This window comes from Streptomyces flavochromogenes (genome assembly GCF_000717595.1).
Classification (GTDB): domain Bacteria; phylum Actinomycetota; class Actinomycetes; order Streptomycetales; family Streptomycetaceae; genus Streptomyces; species Streptomyces flavochromogenes.
Window position 1 is genome coordinate 45,186 of sequence record NZ_JNZO01000026.1, and the last position, 14,801, is coordinate 59,986.

The window sequence follows — 14,801 nt, forward strand, 5'->3', positions numbered from 1 at the left end:
GCACCCCTCGCACCGCTCGGCCCAGGGGGCCTCACAGGCATCGGAGCACTGCACCGGACTCCGTCCGGCCCCCTGGGACGCGCCTCGGTCTACGGCTCGAACTTGTAGCCCAGGCCACGAACCGTGACCAGGTAGCGCGGGGCACCCGGATCCGGCTCGATCTTGGCGCGGAGGCGCTTGACGTGGACGTCGAGGGTCTTGGTGTCTCCGACGTAGTCCGCGCCCCAGACCCGGTCGATGAGCTGCATACGGGTCAGCACACGGCCCGCGTTGCGCAGCAGCATCTCCAGGAGGTCGAACTCCTTCAGGGGCAGGTCGACCTTGCCGCCGGCGACCGTCACCACGTGGCGGTCGACGTCCATCCGGACCGGCCCGGCCTCCAGGGCCGCGGGGGTGACCTCCTCCGGCTCACCGCGGCGGCGCAGGACCGCGCGGATGCGGGCGACCAGCTCCCGCGAGGAGAAGGGCTTCGTCACGTAGTCGTCGGCTCCTATCTCCAGCCCGACGACCTTGTCGATCTCGCTGTCCTTGGCCGTCACCATGATGACGGGGACGTTCGAGCGGCCGCGCAGCTGACGGCACACCTCGGTACCGGGGAGCCCCGGAAGCATCAGGTCGAGGAGGACGAGGTCGGCCCCGTTGCGCTCGAACTCGTCGAGGCCGTCGGGCCCGGTCGCCGCTACGGCGACTTCGAAGCCCTCCTTGCGAAGCATGTAGGACAGGGCGTCGCTGAAGGATTCCTCATCCTCGACGACAAGCACTCGGGTCACGGAAGGACCTCCGGGGCAGGAAGCGGTTCGGTCATGAGATCAGGGGTGTGGGACGAGGCGGGTCGGCGGTCCCGTACGGCGCCCGCCTCGGGCAGCCGCAAGGTGAAGGTGGAGCCCTGACCCTCGGTGCTCCAGACGGTGACCTCTCCGCCGTGGGAGGCGGCCACGTGCTTGACGATGGCCAGGCCGAGTCCCGTACCGCCGGTGGCACGGGAGCGGGCCGGGTCGACGCGGTAGAAGCGCTCGAAGATGCGCTCGCGGTCCCTCTCGGAGATGCCGATGCCCTGGTCGGTCACGGCTATCTCGATCAGGTCCCCGCCCGGCGCCGCGATGTGGCGGGCGGCGATGCCCACCCTCGTACGGGCCGGTGAGTAGTTGACGGCGTTCTCCACGAGGTTGCCCAGGGCGGCGGCGAGCTGGCCGCGGCTGCCCCAGACGTAGAGGTCGGCCGCACCCCCCGACACCATGGTGATCTGCTTGGTGGAGGCGGGCTGCCGCGAGCGGTCGATCGCCTCGGCGACGAGTTCGTCCACGGACACGGGCTCGGAGTCTTCCAGCGGGTCGTCGTTCTGCACGCGGGAGAGGTCGATGAGCTCCTGTACGAGGTTGGTGAGGCGGGTCGCCTCGATCTGCATGCGGCCGGCGAAGCGGGTGACCGCCTCGGGGTCGTCCGAGGCGTCCATGACCGCTTCGGAGAGCAGGGAGAGCGCACCCGTCGGGGTCTTGAGCTCATGGCTCACGTTGGCGACGAAGTCGCGCCGTACCGCTTCGATACGACGGGCCTCGGTGAGGTCCTCGACCAGCAGCAGCACGAGGCGCGAGCCCAGCGGGGCGACCCGGGCGGAGACGGCGAGGGCCTCGCCGCGTCCGCTGCCGCGCCGGGCCAGGTCCAGCTCGACCTGCCGTATCTCTCCGTCCCTGCGGGTGTCACGGGCCATGTTGAGCATGGGCTCGACAGCCAGTTTCCCGCCGCGGACCAGGCCGAGGGCGTACGCCGCCGAGCTGGCCTTCACCACGGAGTCGCTCTCGTCGAGGACGACCGCGGAGGAGCGCAGCACGGACAGCACGGTGTCGACGCCGGGCGGGAGCACGGCGTCGGTGTGCAGGGAAGTACGGGTGGGTCTCGCCTGGTCGCGCTCGCTCCAGCGGAACGCCAGCATGGCGATCACGCCGGTGCACACGCCGGCGATCGCGGCCAATGCGGCGACCGCCGCGTTCACGTCCATGCCTCCCAGGTTATGCGGGTGCGAGGACTCTCTCCCAGCCGTCCGAGTGGCTGCTCGAACACTCGTCGCTCAGAGTTCACCCCGAGGACCTGACTGGTTCACATGTGCCCGGAGGGGCGATGGCTCACGTCGCCCAGAGTTCACCTGGGAGAAAGTATTGATTCATGTGCGCGGGTGGAGCCGGACGCGTGCAGGGCCGAACGTGGGAGCGTGGGGATCCGAGGAACCCACTCCGGACCCCGGAGCTTTGCCGAGCTTTGCGTAGAGAGGGACATCCATGCGGGACGCGTACCACGAGGAACTGGACTCGATCGGCGAGAGCCTGGTCGAGATGGCCCGGCTCGTCGGGTCGGCGGTCGGGCGCGCCACCACGGCGATGCTCGACGCGGATCTCAAGCTCGCGGAGAGCGTGATCGCCGCCGACCAGAAGGTCGACGACCTCCAGCACGAACTGGAGGCCCGGGCCATCGCACTGCTGGCGCGGCAGCAGCCGGTGGCGACGGACCTGCGGATAGTGGTCACCTCGCTGCGGATGAGCGCCGACCTGGAGCGCTCGGGCGACCTGGCGCAGCACGTGGCGAAGCTGGCCCGTCTGCGGTTCCCCGAGTCCGCGGTGCCGCGGGACCTGCACGCGACCATCCTGGAGATGGGGCAGCTGGCGCAGCGTCTGATGGCGAAGGCGGCGGAGGTCATCATCACGAAGGACGTCGACCTGGCGCTCCAGCTGGAGCAGGACGACGACGAGATGGACCTGCTGCACCGGACGCTGTTCCAGCACCTGATCGACGACCGCTGGAAGCACGGCATCGAGACGGCGGTCGACGTGACGCTGCTCGGCCGCTACTACGAGCGGTTCGCCGACCACGCGGTGTCGGTGGCGAAGCGTGTGGTGTACCTGGTGACGGGTGAGCACGCGGACGAGCTCCAGGCGGCGGACGCGCCGGTCGAGGGCGCGTAGCGTCGCACGGGCGCCGATGCGCCGTTGATGCGCCGGTCCGGGTGGGCATGCAATGGGGGGAGGCGATGTGCGCCTCGAAAGGGAGGGACCCCCATGGCCGAATCCCCCAACACGACCGTGACCGACTCCGGGGCGGAGGCACCGCGCGAGGCGGTGCGCCTGCCCCTCCTGGGCGCCTGCGGGTGCGGCTCGGGCTGCGGCTGCGGCTGCCAGTCGGGCGGCCCGTGCCAGTGCGGCGGCTGCTCGGGCTGATCGGGTGTGGCGGAGGGGGTGGGGTGCGGCGTCCGCACCCCACCCCCGCTGTCCTCCCTCTCCCCGTTCTACAGGTCCAGCACGCCCACGACCTGGTCGCCGCTGGTCTCCCCCGTCGTACGGAAACCGAGACGGTCGTAGAAGGCGCCGGGCCCTTCGTCGCCGGGTGCCCAGGTGACGTACAGCTGCGATGCGCCGCGTCGGCGCAGCTCGTCGCGGACGGCTTCGACGGCGAAGCGACCGTACCCCTTGCCCTGTCCTTCGGCGGCGATGTTGAGCCGCCAGAGACCGCTGCGCCGGTCTGCGGGGTCCTTCTGCGCGTCCCAGGGGAGGTCGAGGAAGGCCATCAGGAAGCCGACGAGTTCGTCCCCGTCGAAGATCAGCCGCGGCCAGGCGGCCTCCCCGTAGGCGTACGCCTCGGCGAGGGACCGCACGATGGGGGAGACGTTCCGCTCCTGGTGCGGATGGACACGCAGGGCGAGGGCGGCGTCGATGGTGGCGGGGGTGACTGTCTCCAGGCGGAGGGAGGAACGGGTGCTCATGGCGCGACGGTAACGGCGGGGAGGGACGGGCGCCGGTGATTTATCCGCCCGGCCTGTCCTTCGGGCTGCCGCACGCTTCGGCGCTTCGGCGCTTCGGCAGTTCAGCGCTTCAGGGCTTCAGCGCGGCGACGGCCGTGTCGAAGGCGGAGTCGCGGTTCTGCGCGAACTCCTCCTCGGTGAAGACCGGTGTGGGCAGGTGCGGGGGGATGCCGGTGACGTCGAAGGTCCTCCCCGTGCGGGTCAGGAACTCCTCGTTCGGGAGCGAGAACTCCATGCCGTTCGGGAGCGAGCGGTCCAGCATGTCCGAGAAGACGCCCTGGGTCGGTCCGCCGACGCGGACGGTCCGGCCGGGTCGGTCGATGAGGGCCTGGGTGAAGGTCTCCCCCGCGCTGAACGTCGTGTCGGCCGTGAGCACGGCGACGGGGCCGGTGTAACGGGGAGCGTCGTGGGCCGGCTGCACCCGGACGGACTGCGGCGGGGTGTACCGGGTGCGCTTGCGATAGGCGAGGTACGGGGTGTCGGTCAGGCGTCCGGCGAGGTGCACGCCCAGGGCGTCGAAGCCGCCGCCGTTGAGCCGGAGGTCGATGATGAGCCCCTGGAGGGAGTCCGTGCGCTCACGGGTGAGGACGGCGTCCAGTGCCCGGTCCAGTTCGGCGAGCTGGCGGGCGTACGTACGGTCCTTCGGGTCGTAGCCGGCGAATCCGGAGATCCGCAGGTAGCCCTGTCCCTCGGGCAGGTCGGCGTAGGAGATGCGACCGTTCGCGAACTCCTGGGGGTTCTTCCCGCCGAGGTCCCGCTCGATGATGTGCGCCTTGGCCCTGGGGTCCAGCAGATGGGGCTCGGTCGTGGTGCCGGGCCGGACGTGGGGGTCGGAGCTGAGGTCCCCGTAGGAGACGGAGACGTGCGCGTCGTTCAGCGGAGCCACCATGTCGTCGAAGAGCGCGAGGAGTTCCTCTCTCGTGGTGTCCGCGTGGACCTTGGGGCGGTAGGTGTCCCGGACGGCGTGCCAGTCGACGCCCCGGGCCGCGAAGAAGGGGTAGTTTTCCTCGAAGGTCTGCCAGAAGACGTCGAAGGCCGTGAGTGCCGTCACCCGGTCGGCGGGAGGCACGTGGCCGCAGGTCTTCGGCAGCGCTGCGAGGCGCCGCAGTCGGCGGTCGCCGGTGGCGCCGGCCACGTGCAGCGTTCCCTGCGGGCGGACCGTCAGCAGGGTCTTGTCGGTGGTGCGATAGGTGCCCGGGGCCGTCTGTACGGCCGCCTCGCCGGGTACACAGCTGATCGCCGTGGTCTGGTACTCCCGCAGGTGCCCGTCCGCGATCGACAGCACCGTGCCGTAGCCGTCCACGCGCCAGACGCCGTCGACCGAGCCCCCGGCGCCGGTCGGGTGGCCCGCCGCGACGGCGGGCAGGGCCGTCCCGGCGGCCAGGGTCGATGCCATGACGATCGTCATGGCGATGGCTCCTCCGAGCCTCTTGTGTCGCATCAGGCTTCCCCGTTTTCTCGTCCCTCGTGTGCCGGGCCGTACGGCCCCACGCAGAAAACGATCATGGCCGGGGCGGGCGCCCGGGGAACATCCGGCGAACCGGTGGCCCGTCCGGGGCCCCCCGGACGCCCGCCTCAGCGGGCCGGCGGAGGCGGGCGACCCGCCCGCAGACCCTCACCCATGGGCTGCCATTCGCCCGTCGGCCAACTCGCCGTGATCGTCGAGAAGTTCAAGGAGTGGACCGATCCCGCCGCCGAGCTTCCCGCGGCGTTCGTCACCGACGTCCGCGCCTCCTTCGGCGCACTCGCCGACCGACCCGGCATGGTCCCCTGAGGGCCGGCGCCGCAGGGTCCAGGCATGAACGAGGCCCCCACTTGCGGAGAGACCGCAGGTGGGGGCCTTGATCGTGTGCGTTGTTACTTCTTGCCCTGGTTCTTGACCGCCTCGATGGCCGCCGCCGCGGCCTCCGGGTCGAGGTAGGTGCCGCCCGGGTTGAGGGGCTTGAAGTTCTCGTCCAGCTCGTAGGCCAGCGGGATGCCCGTCGGGATGTTGAGGCCCGCGATGGCCTCGTCCGAGATGCCGTCGAGGTGCTTCACCAGCGCGCGGAGGCTGTTGCCGTGGGCCGCGATCAGGACCGTGCGGCCCGACAGGAGGTCCGGGACGATCGCGTCGTACCAGTACGGGAGCATGCGCTCCACGACGTCCTTCAGGCACTCGGTGTCCGGGCGCAGCTCCGGCGGGATCGTCGCGTAGCGCGCGTCGTGTGCCTGCGAGAACTCGCTGTCGTCCGAGAGCGGCGGCGGCGGGGTGTCGTACGAGCGGCGCCACAGCATGAACTGCTCCTCGCCGAACTCGGCGAGCGTCTGGGCCTTGTCCTTGCCCTGGAGGGCACCGTAGTGGCGCTCGTTGAGGCGCCACGAACGGTTCACCGGGATCCAGTGGCGGTCCGCGGACTCCAGCGCGAGCTGGGCGGTGCGGATGGCGCGCTTCTGGAGGGAGGTGTGCAGTACGTCGGGGAGCAGGCCGGCGTCCTTGAGCAGCTCGCCGCCGCGCGTCGCCTCCTTCTCACCCTTCGCGGTGAGGTTCACGTCCACCCAACCGGTGAACAGGTTCTTCTCGTTCCACTCGCTCTCGCCATGGCGGAGGAGGATCAGCTTGTACGGTGCGTCGGCCATGCGTACGAGCCTAATGGACCTCTGACGATTGACGCGCGTCGTCAATCCGCTGGCGTCCGGCACATGAGATGCGTAAGTTACGAGAGCCGTAAGAGGGACTTACAGATAGCAGGGGGCCGGCCACACATGTCCATCGATTCGCTCAGACGATCAGCCAGCGCGACCGTCTCCGGCCTCCCGCAGGGCTTCTGGTGGCTGTGGCTGTCGACCCTGGTCAACCGGACCGGGGCTTTCGTCCTGACCTTCCTCTCCCTCTATCTGACGGTGGAGCTCGGGCACTCGGCGTGGTTCGCCGGACTCGTCGTCGCCCTCCACGGCCTCGGCGGCGTCGCCGGCTCCCCGCTCGGCGGCGCGCTCACCGACCGCTGGGGCCGGCGTCCCACCATGGTCACCATGCACCTCGCGGCCGCCGCGTCCGCCGCCGCCCTCGCCGTCGTCACCAGCGCGTGGGCGATCGCGACGGTCGTGCTCCTCATGGGCGTCGCGATGCAGGCCGTCCGCCCGTCGATCAACGCCACCATCGCCGACATGGTCCCCGCCCACGACGTGCGCCGGGCCTACGCCCTCAACTACTGGGCCCTCAACCTCGGCTTCGCCATCGCCTCCATCGGAGGCGGCGCCGCGATCTTCCTCGGGTACCGGACACTGTTCGTCGTCGACGCCGTCGCCACCACGCTGTGCGCCCTGATCGTCTTCCTCCGCCTCCCCGAGACCCGGCCCGAGGCCCGGACCGACAAGGCCGGCAAGCCGGTCGTCGAGGCCAAGGTCAGCATGCTCACCGTGCTGCGCGACGCGCCGTTCCGCACCCTCGTCCTCCTCAACCTCCTCGTCTGCCTCGTCTTCACCGCCCCCTGGATCGGCCTCCCCCTCACCATGGCGGACCAGGGCCTCTCGCCCTCGTCCTACGGCGTCGTCATCGCCGTCAACGGCATCGTGATCGTCGGCTTCCAGCTGCTCGTCAACAAGGTGACCGACAAGCGCTCCCCCGTCCTCCTGCTGACCCTCTCCTCTCTTCTCTTCGCCCTCGGCACCGGCGCCACCGCCCTCGCGGGCTCCTCCGTGGTGGCCTTCGCCGCGACCGTCGTCGTCTGGACCGTCGGCGAGATGATCCACGTCCCGACGAACGCCGCCGCCACCGCGCGCCTCGCCCCCGAGCACGCCCGCGGCCGCTACCAGGGCGTCATGGGCATGTCCTGGGCCGTCGCCGGATTCGTCGCCCCGATCGGCGCCGGCGCCATCGTCGGCGGCCCGGGCCCGAACGTCCTCTGGGCCGCGACCTTCGCCATCGGGGTCCTCGCCGCCGTCGGCTACACCGTGCGGCTGCGCAAGGCCCTCGACGACGACATCGACATCGAGCGTGGCGGCGGCGATGACAGTGACGCCGACAGCGGCAGCGGCAGCGCCGTCGACGCGGTCCTCGACGCCGTCGTCGAGCCCGGACTCGCCGTCCGACCCGGACTCGGCGTCGAGCCCGGCGAGGGCGTCGGCGACGTCGACTCCGCCGGGAAGTCCCCCGTCAGCGCCTGACCCGGGGCCCCCTCCCGGCGAGCCTGAATCCGCTCCCCGCCCTGCGCACTTCGGCGATGCCCGACCCGCCGAAGTGCGCGGGCACGACCAGCTCCCGCTCGTCGGCGGCTCGTTCGAGGATGCGGCGACGGCTCACCGACGCCCCTCGCGCGTCCAGGCAGAAGCAGCTGCTGTGCGCGGGGTCCAGGATCTGCACGGGACTGTGCAGGAGGTCCCCGACGAAGACCGCCCGCTCACCCGCCGACGCGAGCCTCAGCACGGCCGACCCGGGCGTGTGGCCGGGCGCGGACTCCAGGGTGAGGTGCTCGTCGATGCGGTGGACGCCGTCCCAGAGCACGATCCGCCCCGCGCGGTGGAGAGGGGCGACGCTGTCCTCGTAGACGAACCGGTCGCTCTGGCTCCGGCCGCCGCCGTAGGCGTTGCCCGGCCCGAAGTGGGCGTCGTCCGCCGCCGGTACGAGGTACTCGGCGTGCGGGAAGGTGGGCACCCACTCCCCGCCGCCGTGGTCGTCGGTGGGGCCGGTGCCGCCGCCGTCGCTGCCGTCGGCGGCCCGGGTGTTCCAGCCGACGTGGTCGGCATGGAGATGGGTGTTGACGACGACGTCCACGTCCTCGGGCCGGACCCCGGCCCGCTCCAGGACGCCGAGGAAGTCCCCCTGCCAGTGGTGGAACTGCGGCGATCCGGGCCGCTCGCGCCCGTTGCCCACCCCGGTGTCGACCAGGATCGTCCGTCCCCCGCTGCGCAGCACCCATGTCTGCAGCGCCATGACCGCCCGGTCGCTCAGAGGATCCCAGTGGTCCGGCGCCAGCCAGTCCTCGTTGTCCTTCCAGGTGTCCCCGCCGGCCGAGGGGACGAGCTCGCCGGTGGTCGCGAACGGCCCCTGCCACTCGACGACCCGGATGACCTCGACGTCCCCCACCACCGTGCGCTGTGCGCTGTCCTGTGTCATGCCGTCGACGTTAGGGAGCGCCGATGAGCCTCTCAATGCCCGTGCGGCTCCATCGGATACGCGTACGTCTCACCGTGGAGTCGTCGGGTGTTCCCGCGGGGCTACGCTGGCGCGATGGACGTGGTGAGCGACGCGATCTCGGCCGTACGGATCGGGCGGCCCTCCTCCCAGCGGGTGCGGGTCGCCGGAAGCTGGTGCACCCGTCTCGCCCCGTACGACGGCGCGGGCTTCCACGTCGTCCTCGAGGGACACTGCTGGCTGCTGCCCGACGGCGGTGAGCCGGTCGAACTCGGCCCGGGCGACGCCGTCCTGCTGCCGCACGGGACCGGGCACGTGATCGCGGACGGGCCCGCCGACGCGGCGCGGCTCGCACGCGCCGCGTCCTTCGAGCGGTGGCTGGACGGGGCCGGGGCGGGGCCGCCCGTCGTCCCCGAAGGGAGCGCCGCCCCCGAGGACGGCGCCGTGGTCGAGATGCTGTGCGGCAAGTACCGGCTCGACCGCAGCCACGTCCACCCGCTCCTCGCGGAGCTCCCCCCGCTGGTCCATCTGCCGAACCGGGACGACCGCGCCGACGGCACCGGCGGAACCGGCGGCGCCGACCCCGGCCTCCGCTCCGCCATCGCCCTGCTCGGCCACGAGGTGGGCGCGCGGCTTCCCGGCTCCGGGGTCGCCCTGCCGAGCCTGCTCGACCTGCTCCTCGTCTACATGATCCGTTCCTGGACGGCCGAGCACGCCGCCCCGGGAAGCCGGGCCGGCACCGCCGGAACCTGGCCGGCCGCCCTCGGCGATCCGGTGACCGCCGCCGCCCTGCGGGCCCTGCACACCGACCCGGCCGCCCCCTGGACCAACGACCTGCTCGCGGCCGAGGCCGGGGTCTCCCGGCCCACCCTGGCCCGCCGTTTCACCGCCCTCGTCGGCCGGCCCCCGATGGCGTACCTGACCTGGTGGCGGCTCACCCGCGCCGCCGCCCTGCTCCGCGACACCCCGGACCCGTTGGCCGCCGTCGCCCGGCGCGTCGGCTACAGCACGCCGTACGCCTTCTCGCACGCCTTCCGCCGGGAGTTCGGCACGACCCCGGGGCAGTACCGGACGGGCCTGGCCGCGGCCGGGGGTGATGTGTAGATCAGCGCCGGCCGAGCGCGCGCTGCGCCTCGTACAGGTTCGCCGGGCGCACCGAACCCGGGCTGCCGTAGGCCTCCACGCGCGCGTGGAGCTCGCCCGTGAAGTCCGGCACGTCGATCTGGTCGAATTCGCGGACCTCGCTGATGCCGACCGTCGCGCTGTACGGGGCGATGGTGTCGATCTTCACCAGGCCGGCCCTGCCGTTCGTCACCGTCACGTTCCAGTGGGCGAACCGGGCCCCGTAGAGGGGACCTGCGGAGGCGTCGCCGCCGTGCCGGCCGTTGTTCTCGACCGTGATCTCGGTCCGTACGTTCGCGAAGGGCATGCCCCGGTGGGTGTCGAAGGTGCCCATCTCCATCACCCCGCGCGACCAGACGTTGTGGCTGGACAGGCCCTCGACGTTGATGCCGTGGAGCTGGGTGCCGGCCGGTGCCGGGACCGTACGGGCCGCGATGCGGAAGTCCTCGACCAGGTTGTCGTGCGCGCCCTCCCGGCAGAAGTACGGGTGGTGGGAGCCGCGGCCCTCGACCCGCGTACGGCGCAGGGTGCAGGCGGAGGCGGCGACGAGCCCGAAGCCGTTGTCGACGTGCCGGACCACCACGTCCTCCGCCCAGCAGTCGTACGCGCACTGGAAGGTGACGCCGTTGAAGCCCTTGTCCAGGAGGTGCGGGGACTGCGGGGTCTCGACCGCCTCCAGGGTCAGGCCCACCACCCCGGAGTGGGTGAGCGCCTCCGCCCCGGAGACGAGCCGGGGGTCCCACTCCGGGCGCGTGTCGAGCGGCAGCGGGCGCTCCAGGGTGACCGTCCGGCCGCGTACGGCGGCGATCCGCACGGGCCACTCGTAGGGGACGTAGCTGGTCAGCTTGGTCTTGTCGTCCCAGACGTACGCCCTTGGGCCCGGGCCGTCGCCCGCCATGTGCTGCAGGAGCGTGTGGTCGGCGTCGTCGGCGAGGCGGAGGACGACGAGGCGGCCGCGCCGGAGGGCCGAGGGGTCGTCGACCGTGACGGTCCGGTCGCCCCGGCGGCCCGGGCGGACGGTCGTCAGGCTGCTCCACTCGTCGCGCCTGTTGCCGGTCCAGCCCTCGAAGGGCCAGGCCCGGTCCCGTATCGCGGCGACGAGGGAGGTGTGCCGGGCCTGCGGGGAGAGCCAGATCAGGCCGCCGGCCCAGGACCAGGAGGACTTGTCGCCGCCGTAGCGGGAGCCGTAGGGGCCGATCAGTTCGGTGAGGTGCCGGGTGGCGAGCAGTGTCGTCCGGCCGGAGCCCGCGCCGCGCAGGACGACGCCGCTGTGGCCGATCCGCAGGTAGTCGTCGATCCGGTACGTGCCCGGCGGGAGGAGGACGGTGCCGCCGCCGCGCTCCCCGGCCTCCGCGAGGGCGCGGTTGATCGCGGGCGCCGAGTCGGTCGAGCCGTCGGGGGTGGCCCCGTGGGTGAGGGCGTTCGCGACGACGCGGGGGCGGGGTGCGCGGCGGGCGCCGCCGTGGGCTCCGGCCCGGCCCACATAGGGAATCCGGGGGTGGGTGTAGGGGGCGGCCTCGAACTCCTGCCAGAGCTCCGCGGGGCGGGTGGGGGGAGCGAAGCCGGTGGTGGCCATTGCCGCGGTCGTGGCTCCCGCGACGGCCACCGCGCCGCCGACGAACTGCCTTCTGCTGAGTGCCATACCCCTGAACCTTTCATGTATATGAACGGTGTTCAGATGTGCGTCGGGCGTGAGCATGGCACTGGAAGGCCCTTGCGGGAAGAGGTCAGTTGCCCGGTTTCTGGGTCAGGTTCTTGAACGCGTCGAGGTTCCGGGTCGACTCGCCGCGCGAGACGCGCCACTCGTACTCCCGCCGGATCGCCGACGCGAAGCCCAGCTCCAGGAGGGTGTTGAAGTCGCCGTCCGCCGCCTCCAGGACCGAGCCGAGGAGCCGGTCCAGCTCCTCGGGCGTCACGGCGGAGAGCGGCAGCTTGCCGGCCAGGTAGATGTCACCGAGGCCGTCGACCGCGTAACTCACCCCGTACAGCCTGAGGTTGCGCTCCAGGAGCCAGCGGTGGACACCCGCCTCGTTCTCGTCGGGGTGGCGGATGACGAAGGCGTTGAGGGAGAGCGAGTGGCGTCCGACGCGCAGGGAGAGCGTGGTGAAGAGTTTGCGCGTGCCGGGGAGTTTGACCACGTAGGAGCCCGGTTCGGGGGACTCCCACTCCAGTTCCGCGTCCTTGAACGTGTCCTCGACGGTCCGCCGGACGTCCTCAAGATCAGCCATGGTGGGAGCGTACGCGACGGCGGTTCTCGCGCAGCCGATGGTCGTGCACGGCGGCCGTGTACACATCCGCCGTGCCCGAGGCCGCCGTGTCCCAGCCGAACGACCCGGCGTGCAGGGCCGCGGCCGCGCCCATCCGCGCCGAGAGCGACGGGTCCGCCACGAAGCGGCCGAGCGCGCGGCCGTAGTCCACGGGGTCGTGCCCCTGGACGAGGAAACCGGTCACGCCGTCCCGTACGGCCACGGGCAGCCCGCCCACCGCCGCCGCGACGACCGGGGTGCCGGCCGCCTGCGCCTCGATCGCGACCAGGCCGAAGGACTCGCTGTACGACGGCATGACGAGGACGCTCGCCGCGCGGAACCAGTCGGCTAGCCTGTCCTGACCCACCGGCGGGTGGAAGCGCACGATGTCCGCGATGCCGAGCCGGGCGGCCAGCTTCTGCAGCCCCTCCGGCTTCGCCAGGCCGCTGCCGCTCGGGCCGCCGACCACGGGAACGATCATGCGCGAGCGCAGCGAGGGGTCCCGGTCGAGGAGCTCGGCGGCGGCGCGCAGCAGGATGTCCGGAGCCTTCAGCGGCTGGATGCGGCCGGCGAAGACGGGTATGAAGGCGTCCTGCGGCAGCCCGAGCCGGGCGCGGGCCGCGGCGCGGCCGTCGGCCGGGCGGAAGTGGTCGAGGTTGACGCCCGGGTGGACGACCGCGATCTTGCCGGGGTCCGCGTCGTAGAAACGGGCGAGCTCGTCGGCCTCCTCGGCCGTGTTGGCGATCAGCCGGTCGGCCGCGTCGACGATCTGCGTCTCGCCGATCACCCGGGCCGCGGGCTCGGGGGTGTCGCCCTCGGCGAGCGCCGCGTTCTTGACCTTCGCCATGGTGTGCATGGCGTGGACGAGCGGGACGCCCCAGCGCTCGGCGGCCAGCCAGCCGACGTGGCCGGAGAGCCAGTAGTGGGAGTGGACCAGGTCGTAGTGGCCGGGCCGGTGGCCCGCCCAGGCCTGCATCACGCCGTGCGTGAAGGCGCAGAGCTGAGCCGGCAGCTCTTCCTTGGCCAGGCCCTCGTACGGTCCGGCGTCGACGTGCCGGACGAGGACGCCTGGGGTGAGCTCGACGACCGGCGGAAGGCCGCCGGTGGTGGCCCGGGTGAAGATCTCGACCTCGATGTCGATGGCGGCGAGTCGTTTCGCCAGCTCGACGATGTAGACGTTCATGCCGCCCGCGTCGCCCGTGCCGGGCTGGTGCAGCGGGGAGGTGTGGACGCTGAGCATGGCCACGCGGCGCGGGGTGCGGTTCCGGCCGGGGAGCCGGAGCCGGGCCGGCGCCGGGTGCCGGTGCCGGGTACCGGCGAACCGGGACACGTACTGGCTCACGTCGGCGGTCCTTCCGCTCGGGGACGAACGTATCGGGTCCGACACGTTCGGGGCTGAGCACGTCGGGCTGAACAGGTCGAACACGTCGGGCCGGGCCGGCCGGCCCGAACGGGTCGGGCCGAGCGCGGCGCCGTGGGCAGGACGGCGGCAGGGCGTGGTGCGCCCTCCGGCCGGGACAACACCGGAACGGACCCTTTCATTTCCATCGCCGATGCCGCTTTGCCAATTCATTACCGGGGCGCACCACCCCCTACCCCCACCCCGTAACCTTTCGGGCATGGCCCCGCGCACCACACGCCCCGTCGGCACCCCGACCCGCGGGACCACCAACCCCAACCGACTGCGCCGCATGGACCGCTGGATCGCCGCCGTCCACGGGCCCGCCCTGCGCCGCTCGCCCGAGCCGCCGCTCGCCGTGGACCTCGGGTACGGGGCCGCCCCCTGGACCGCCGTCGAGCTCCTCGCCCGGCTGCGCACCGCCGAGCCCCGCACCCGCCTCTACGGCATCGAGATCGAGCCCGCCCGCGTCGAGGCGGCGAAGCCGTACGAGCACGAGGGCCTCTCCTTCCTGCACGGCGGTTTCGAGGTGCCCGTACCCGGCCGGGTCGCCCTGATCCGGGCGGCGAACGTGCTGCGCCAGTACGACGAGGAGCAGGTCGCGGCCGTCTGGGAGCGGCTGTGCGGGCGGCTCGCCCCGGGCGGACTGCTCGTGGAGGGAACCTGCGACGAGATCGGGCGCCGGCACGTATGGGTCGCGCTCGACGGGAGCGGGCCGCGGACGGTGACCTTCGCGACCCGGCTCGGCTCGCTCGACCGGCCGTCGGACCTGGCGGAGCGACTGCCGAAGGCGCTGATCCACCGCAATGTGCCGGGTGAGCCGGTGTACGCGTTCCTGCGGGACTTCGACCGGGCGTGGGCGGCGGCGGCCCCGTACGCCTCGCTCGGCGCGCGGCAGCGGTGGATCCGCTCGGCCCGCGACCTGGCGGCGGACTGGCCGCTGACGGACGGGCCCCGGCGGTGGCGCCAGGGCGAGGTGACGGTGCGATGGGAGGCACTGGCGCCTCGGAGGTGAGGGGTCGGTGAGGAACGAGGCGCCGCGGGAGTGACGGGTCGGTGGGGACGCCGGCGCCGCGGCAGTGAGTGAGCGAGACCTCTCTTTGCCCAACCGCCTCTGAATTTCCGGTACGTCGGGAA

15 protein-coding genes are annotated in these 14,801 nt (G+C 72.3%); 6 read left to right on the forward strand and 9 right to left on the reverse strand.

Annotated features, from left to right (window positions below):
• Positions 1–89: 89 nt before the first annotated feature.
• Together phoP and phoR are read right to left on the reverse strand one after the other, a co-directional pair.
• Positions 90–761 carry a two-component system response regulator PhoP gene (gene phoP, locus IF00_RS0129405; protein WP_466728736.1) on the reverse strand — a complete coding sequence of 224 codons (672 nt, stop codon included), beginning with the start codon at positions 759–761 and terminating at the stop codon, positions 90–92.
• A gap of 5 nt (positions 762–766) precedes the next feature.
• Positions 767–1,996 (reverse strand): two-component system sensor histidine kinase PhoR, encoded by a 1,230-nt coding sequence (phoR, locus tag IF00_RS0129410; RefSeq protein ID WP_030323216.1) that lies wholly within the window; start codon positions 1,994–1,996, stop codon positions 767–769.
• Positions 1,997–2,273: 277 nt separating this feature from the next.
• Here phoR and phoU point away from each other — a divergent pair, with 277 nt between their 5' ends.
• Together phoU and IF00_RS46230 are read left to right on the forward strand one after the other, a co-directional pair.
• On the forward strand, positions 2,274–2,954 hold the full coding sequence (phoU, locus tag IF00_RS0129415; RefSeq protein WP_030323218.1) for a phosphate signaling complex protein PhoU: 681 nt from the start codon (positions 2,274–2,276) through the stop codon (positions 2,952–2,954).
• 93 nt (positions 2,955–3,047) lie between these two features.
• Positions 3,048–3,206: a hypothetical protein gene (locus IF00_RS46230; RefSeq protein ID WP_167346889.1), complete on the forward strand. Its 159-nt coding sequence runs from the start codon at positions 3,048–3,050 to the stop codon at positions 3,204–3,206.
• A 68-nt stretch (positions 3,207–3,274) separates the two neighbouring features.
• Here the strand turns inward: IF00_RS46230 and IF00_RS0129420 are convergent, their stop codons facing one another.
• A complete protein-coding gene (locus IF00_RS0129420) occupies positions 3,275–3,748 on the reverse strand; it encodes a GNAT family N-acetyltransferase (protein WP_030323219.1) in 474 nt (157 codons plus the stop codon).
• A 109-nt stretch (positions 3,749–3,857) separates the two neighbouring features.
• Positions 3,858–5,195, reverse strand: a complete 1,338-nt coding sequence (locus IF00_RS0129425; RefSeq protein WP_030323221.1) for a S41 family peptidase — start codon at positions 5,193–5,195, stop codon at positions 3,858–3,860.
• 213 nt (positions 5,196–5,408) lie between these two features.
• Between IF00_RS0129425 and IF00_RS46505 the strand changes: the two genes are divergently transcribed.
• Positions 5,409–5,561 (forward strand): hypothetical protein, encoded by a 153-nt coding sequence (locus IF00_RS46505; RefSeq protein ID WP_209439806.1) that lies wholly within the window; start codon positions 5,409–5,411, stop codon positions 5,559–5,561.
• Between the two features lie 83 nt (positions 5,562–5,644).
• Here IF00_RS46505 and IF00_RS0129435 read toward each other — a convergent pair whose 3' ends face one another.
• A complete protein-coding gene (locus IF00_RS0129435; protein WP_030323222.1) occupies positions 5,645–6,403 on the reverse strand; it encodes a phosphoglyceromutase in 759 nt (252 codons plus the stop codon).
• Positions 6,404–6,529: 126 nt separating this feature from the next.
• On the opposite strand from IF00_RS0129435, the gene IF00_RS0129440 reads away from it, so the two are divergent.
• A complete protein-coding gene (locus IF00_RS0129440) occupies positions 6,530–7,930 on the forward strand; it encodes an MDR family MFS transporter (protein ID WP_245234671.1) in 1,401 nt (466 codons plus the stop codon).
• On the opposite strand, the gene IF00_RS0129445 is transcribed toward IF00_RS0129440, so the two are convergent.
• Complete coding sequence (locus tag IF00_RS0129445) at positions 7,920–8,879, reverse strand: MBL fold metallo-hydrolase (RefSeq protein ID WP_030323226.1); 960 nt, start codon at positions 8,877–8,879, stop codon at positions 7,920–7,922. The two genes, IF00_RS0129440 and IF00_RS0129445, sit on opposite strands and share 11 nt — an antisense overlap.
• A 114-nt stretch (positions 8,880–8,993) precedes the next feature.
• Here IF00_RS0129445 and IF00_RS0129450 point away from each other — a divergent pair, with 114 nt between their 5' ends.
• Positions 8,994–10,001 carry an AraC family transcriptional regulator gene (locus tag IF00_RS0129450; protein ID WP_030323229.1) on the forward strand — a complete coding sequence of 336 codons (1,008 nt, stop codon included), beginning with the start codon at positions 8,994–8,996 and terminating at the stop codon, positions 9,999–10,001.
• Position 10,002: 1 nt separating this feature from the next.
• On the opposite strand, the gene IF00_RS0129455 is transcribed toward IF00_RS0129450, so the two are convergent.
• From IF00_RS0129455 to mshA, 3 genes are all read right to left on the reverse strand, one after another.
• Positions 10,003–11,661 (reverse strand): glycosyl hydrolase family 28-related protein, encoded by a 1,659-nt coding sequence (locus tag IF00_RS0129455; protein WP_030323230.1) that lies wholly within the window; start codon positions 11,659–11,661, stop codon positions 10,003–10,005.
• Between the two features lie 85 nt (positions 11,662–11,746).
• Positions 11,747–12,247 (reverse strand): type III secretion system chaperone family protein, encoded by a 501-nt coding sequence (locus tag IF00_RS0129460; protein ID WP_030323232.1) that lies wholly within the window; start codon positions 12,245–12,247, stop codon positions 11,747–11,749.
• A complete protein-coding gene (gene mshA / locus IF00_RS0129465; protein ID WP_030323234.1) occupies positions 12,240–13,607 on the reverse strand; it encodes a D-inositol-3-phosphate glycosyltransferase in 1,368 nt (455 codons plus the stop codon). Before mshA ends, IF00_RS0129460 begins: the two co-directional genes overlap by 8 nt.
• A 277-nt stretch (positions 13,608–13,884) precedes the next feature.
• On the opposite strand from mshA, the gene IF00_RS0129470 reads away from it, so the two are divergent.
• Positions 13,885–14,679, forward strand: coding sequence for a class I SAM-dependent methyltransferase (locus tag IF00_RS0129470; protein ID WP_030323235.1), 795 nt, complete (start codon positions 13,885–13,887; stop codon positions 14,677–14,679).
• Positions 14,680–14,801: the final 122 nt, after the last annotated feature.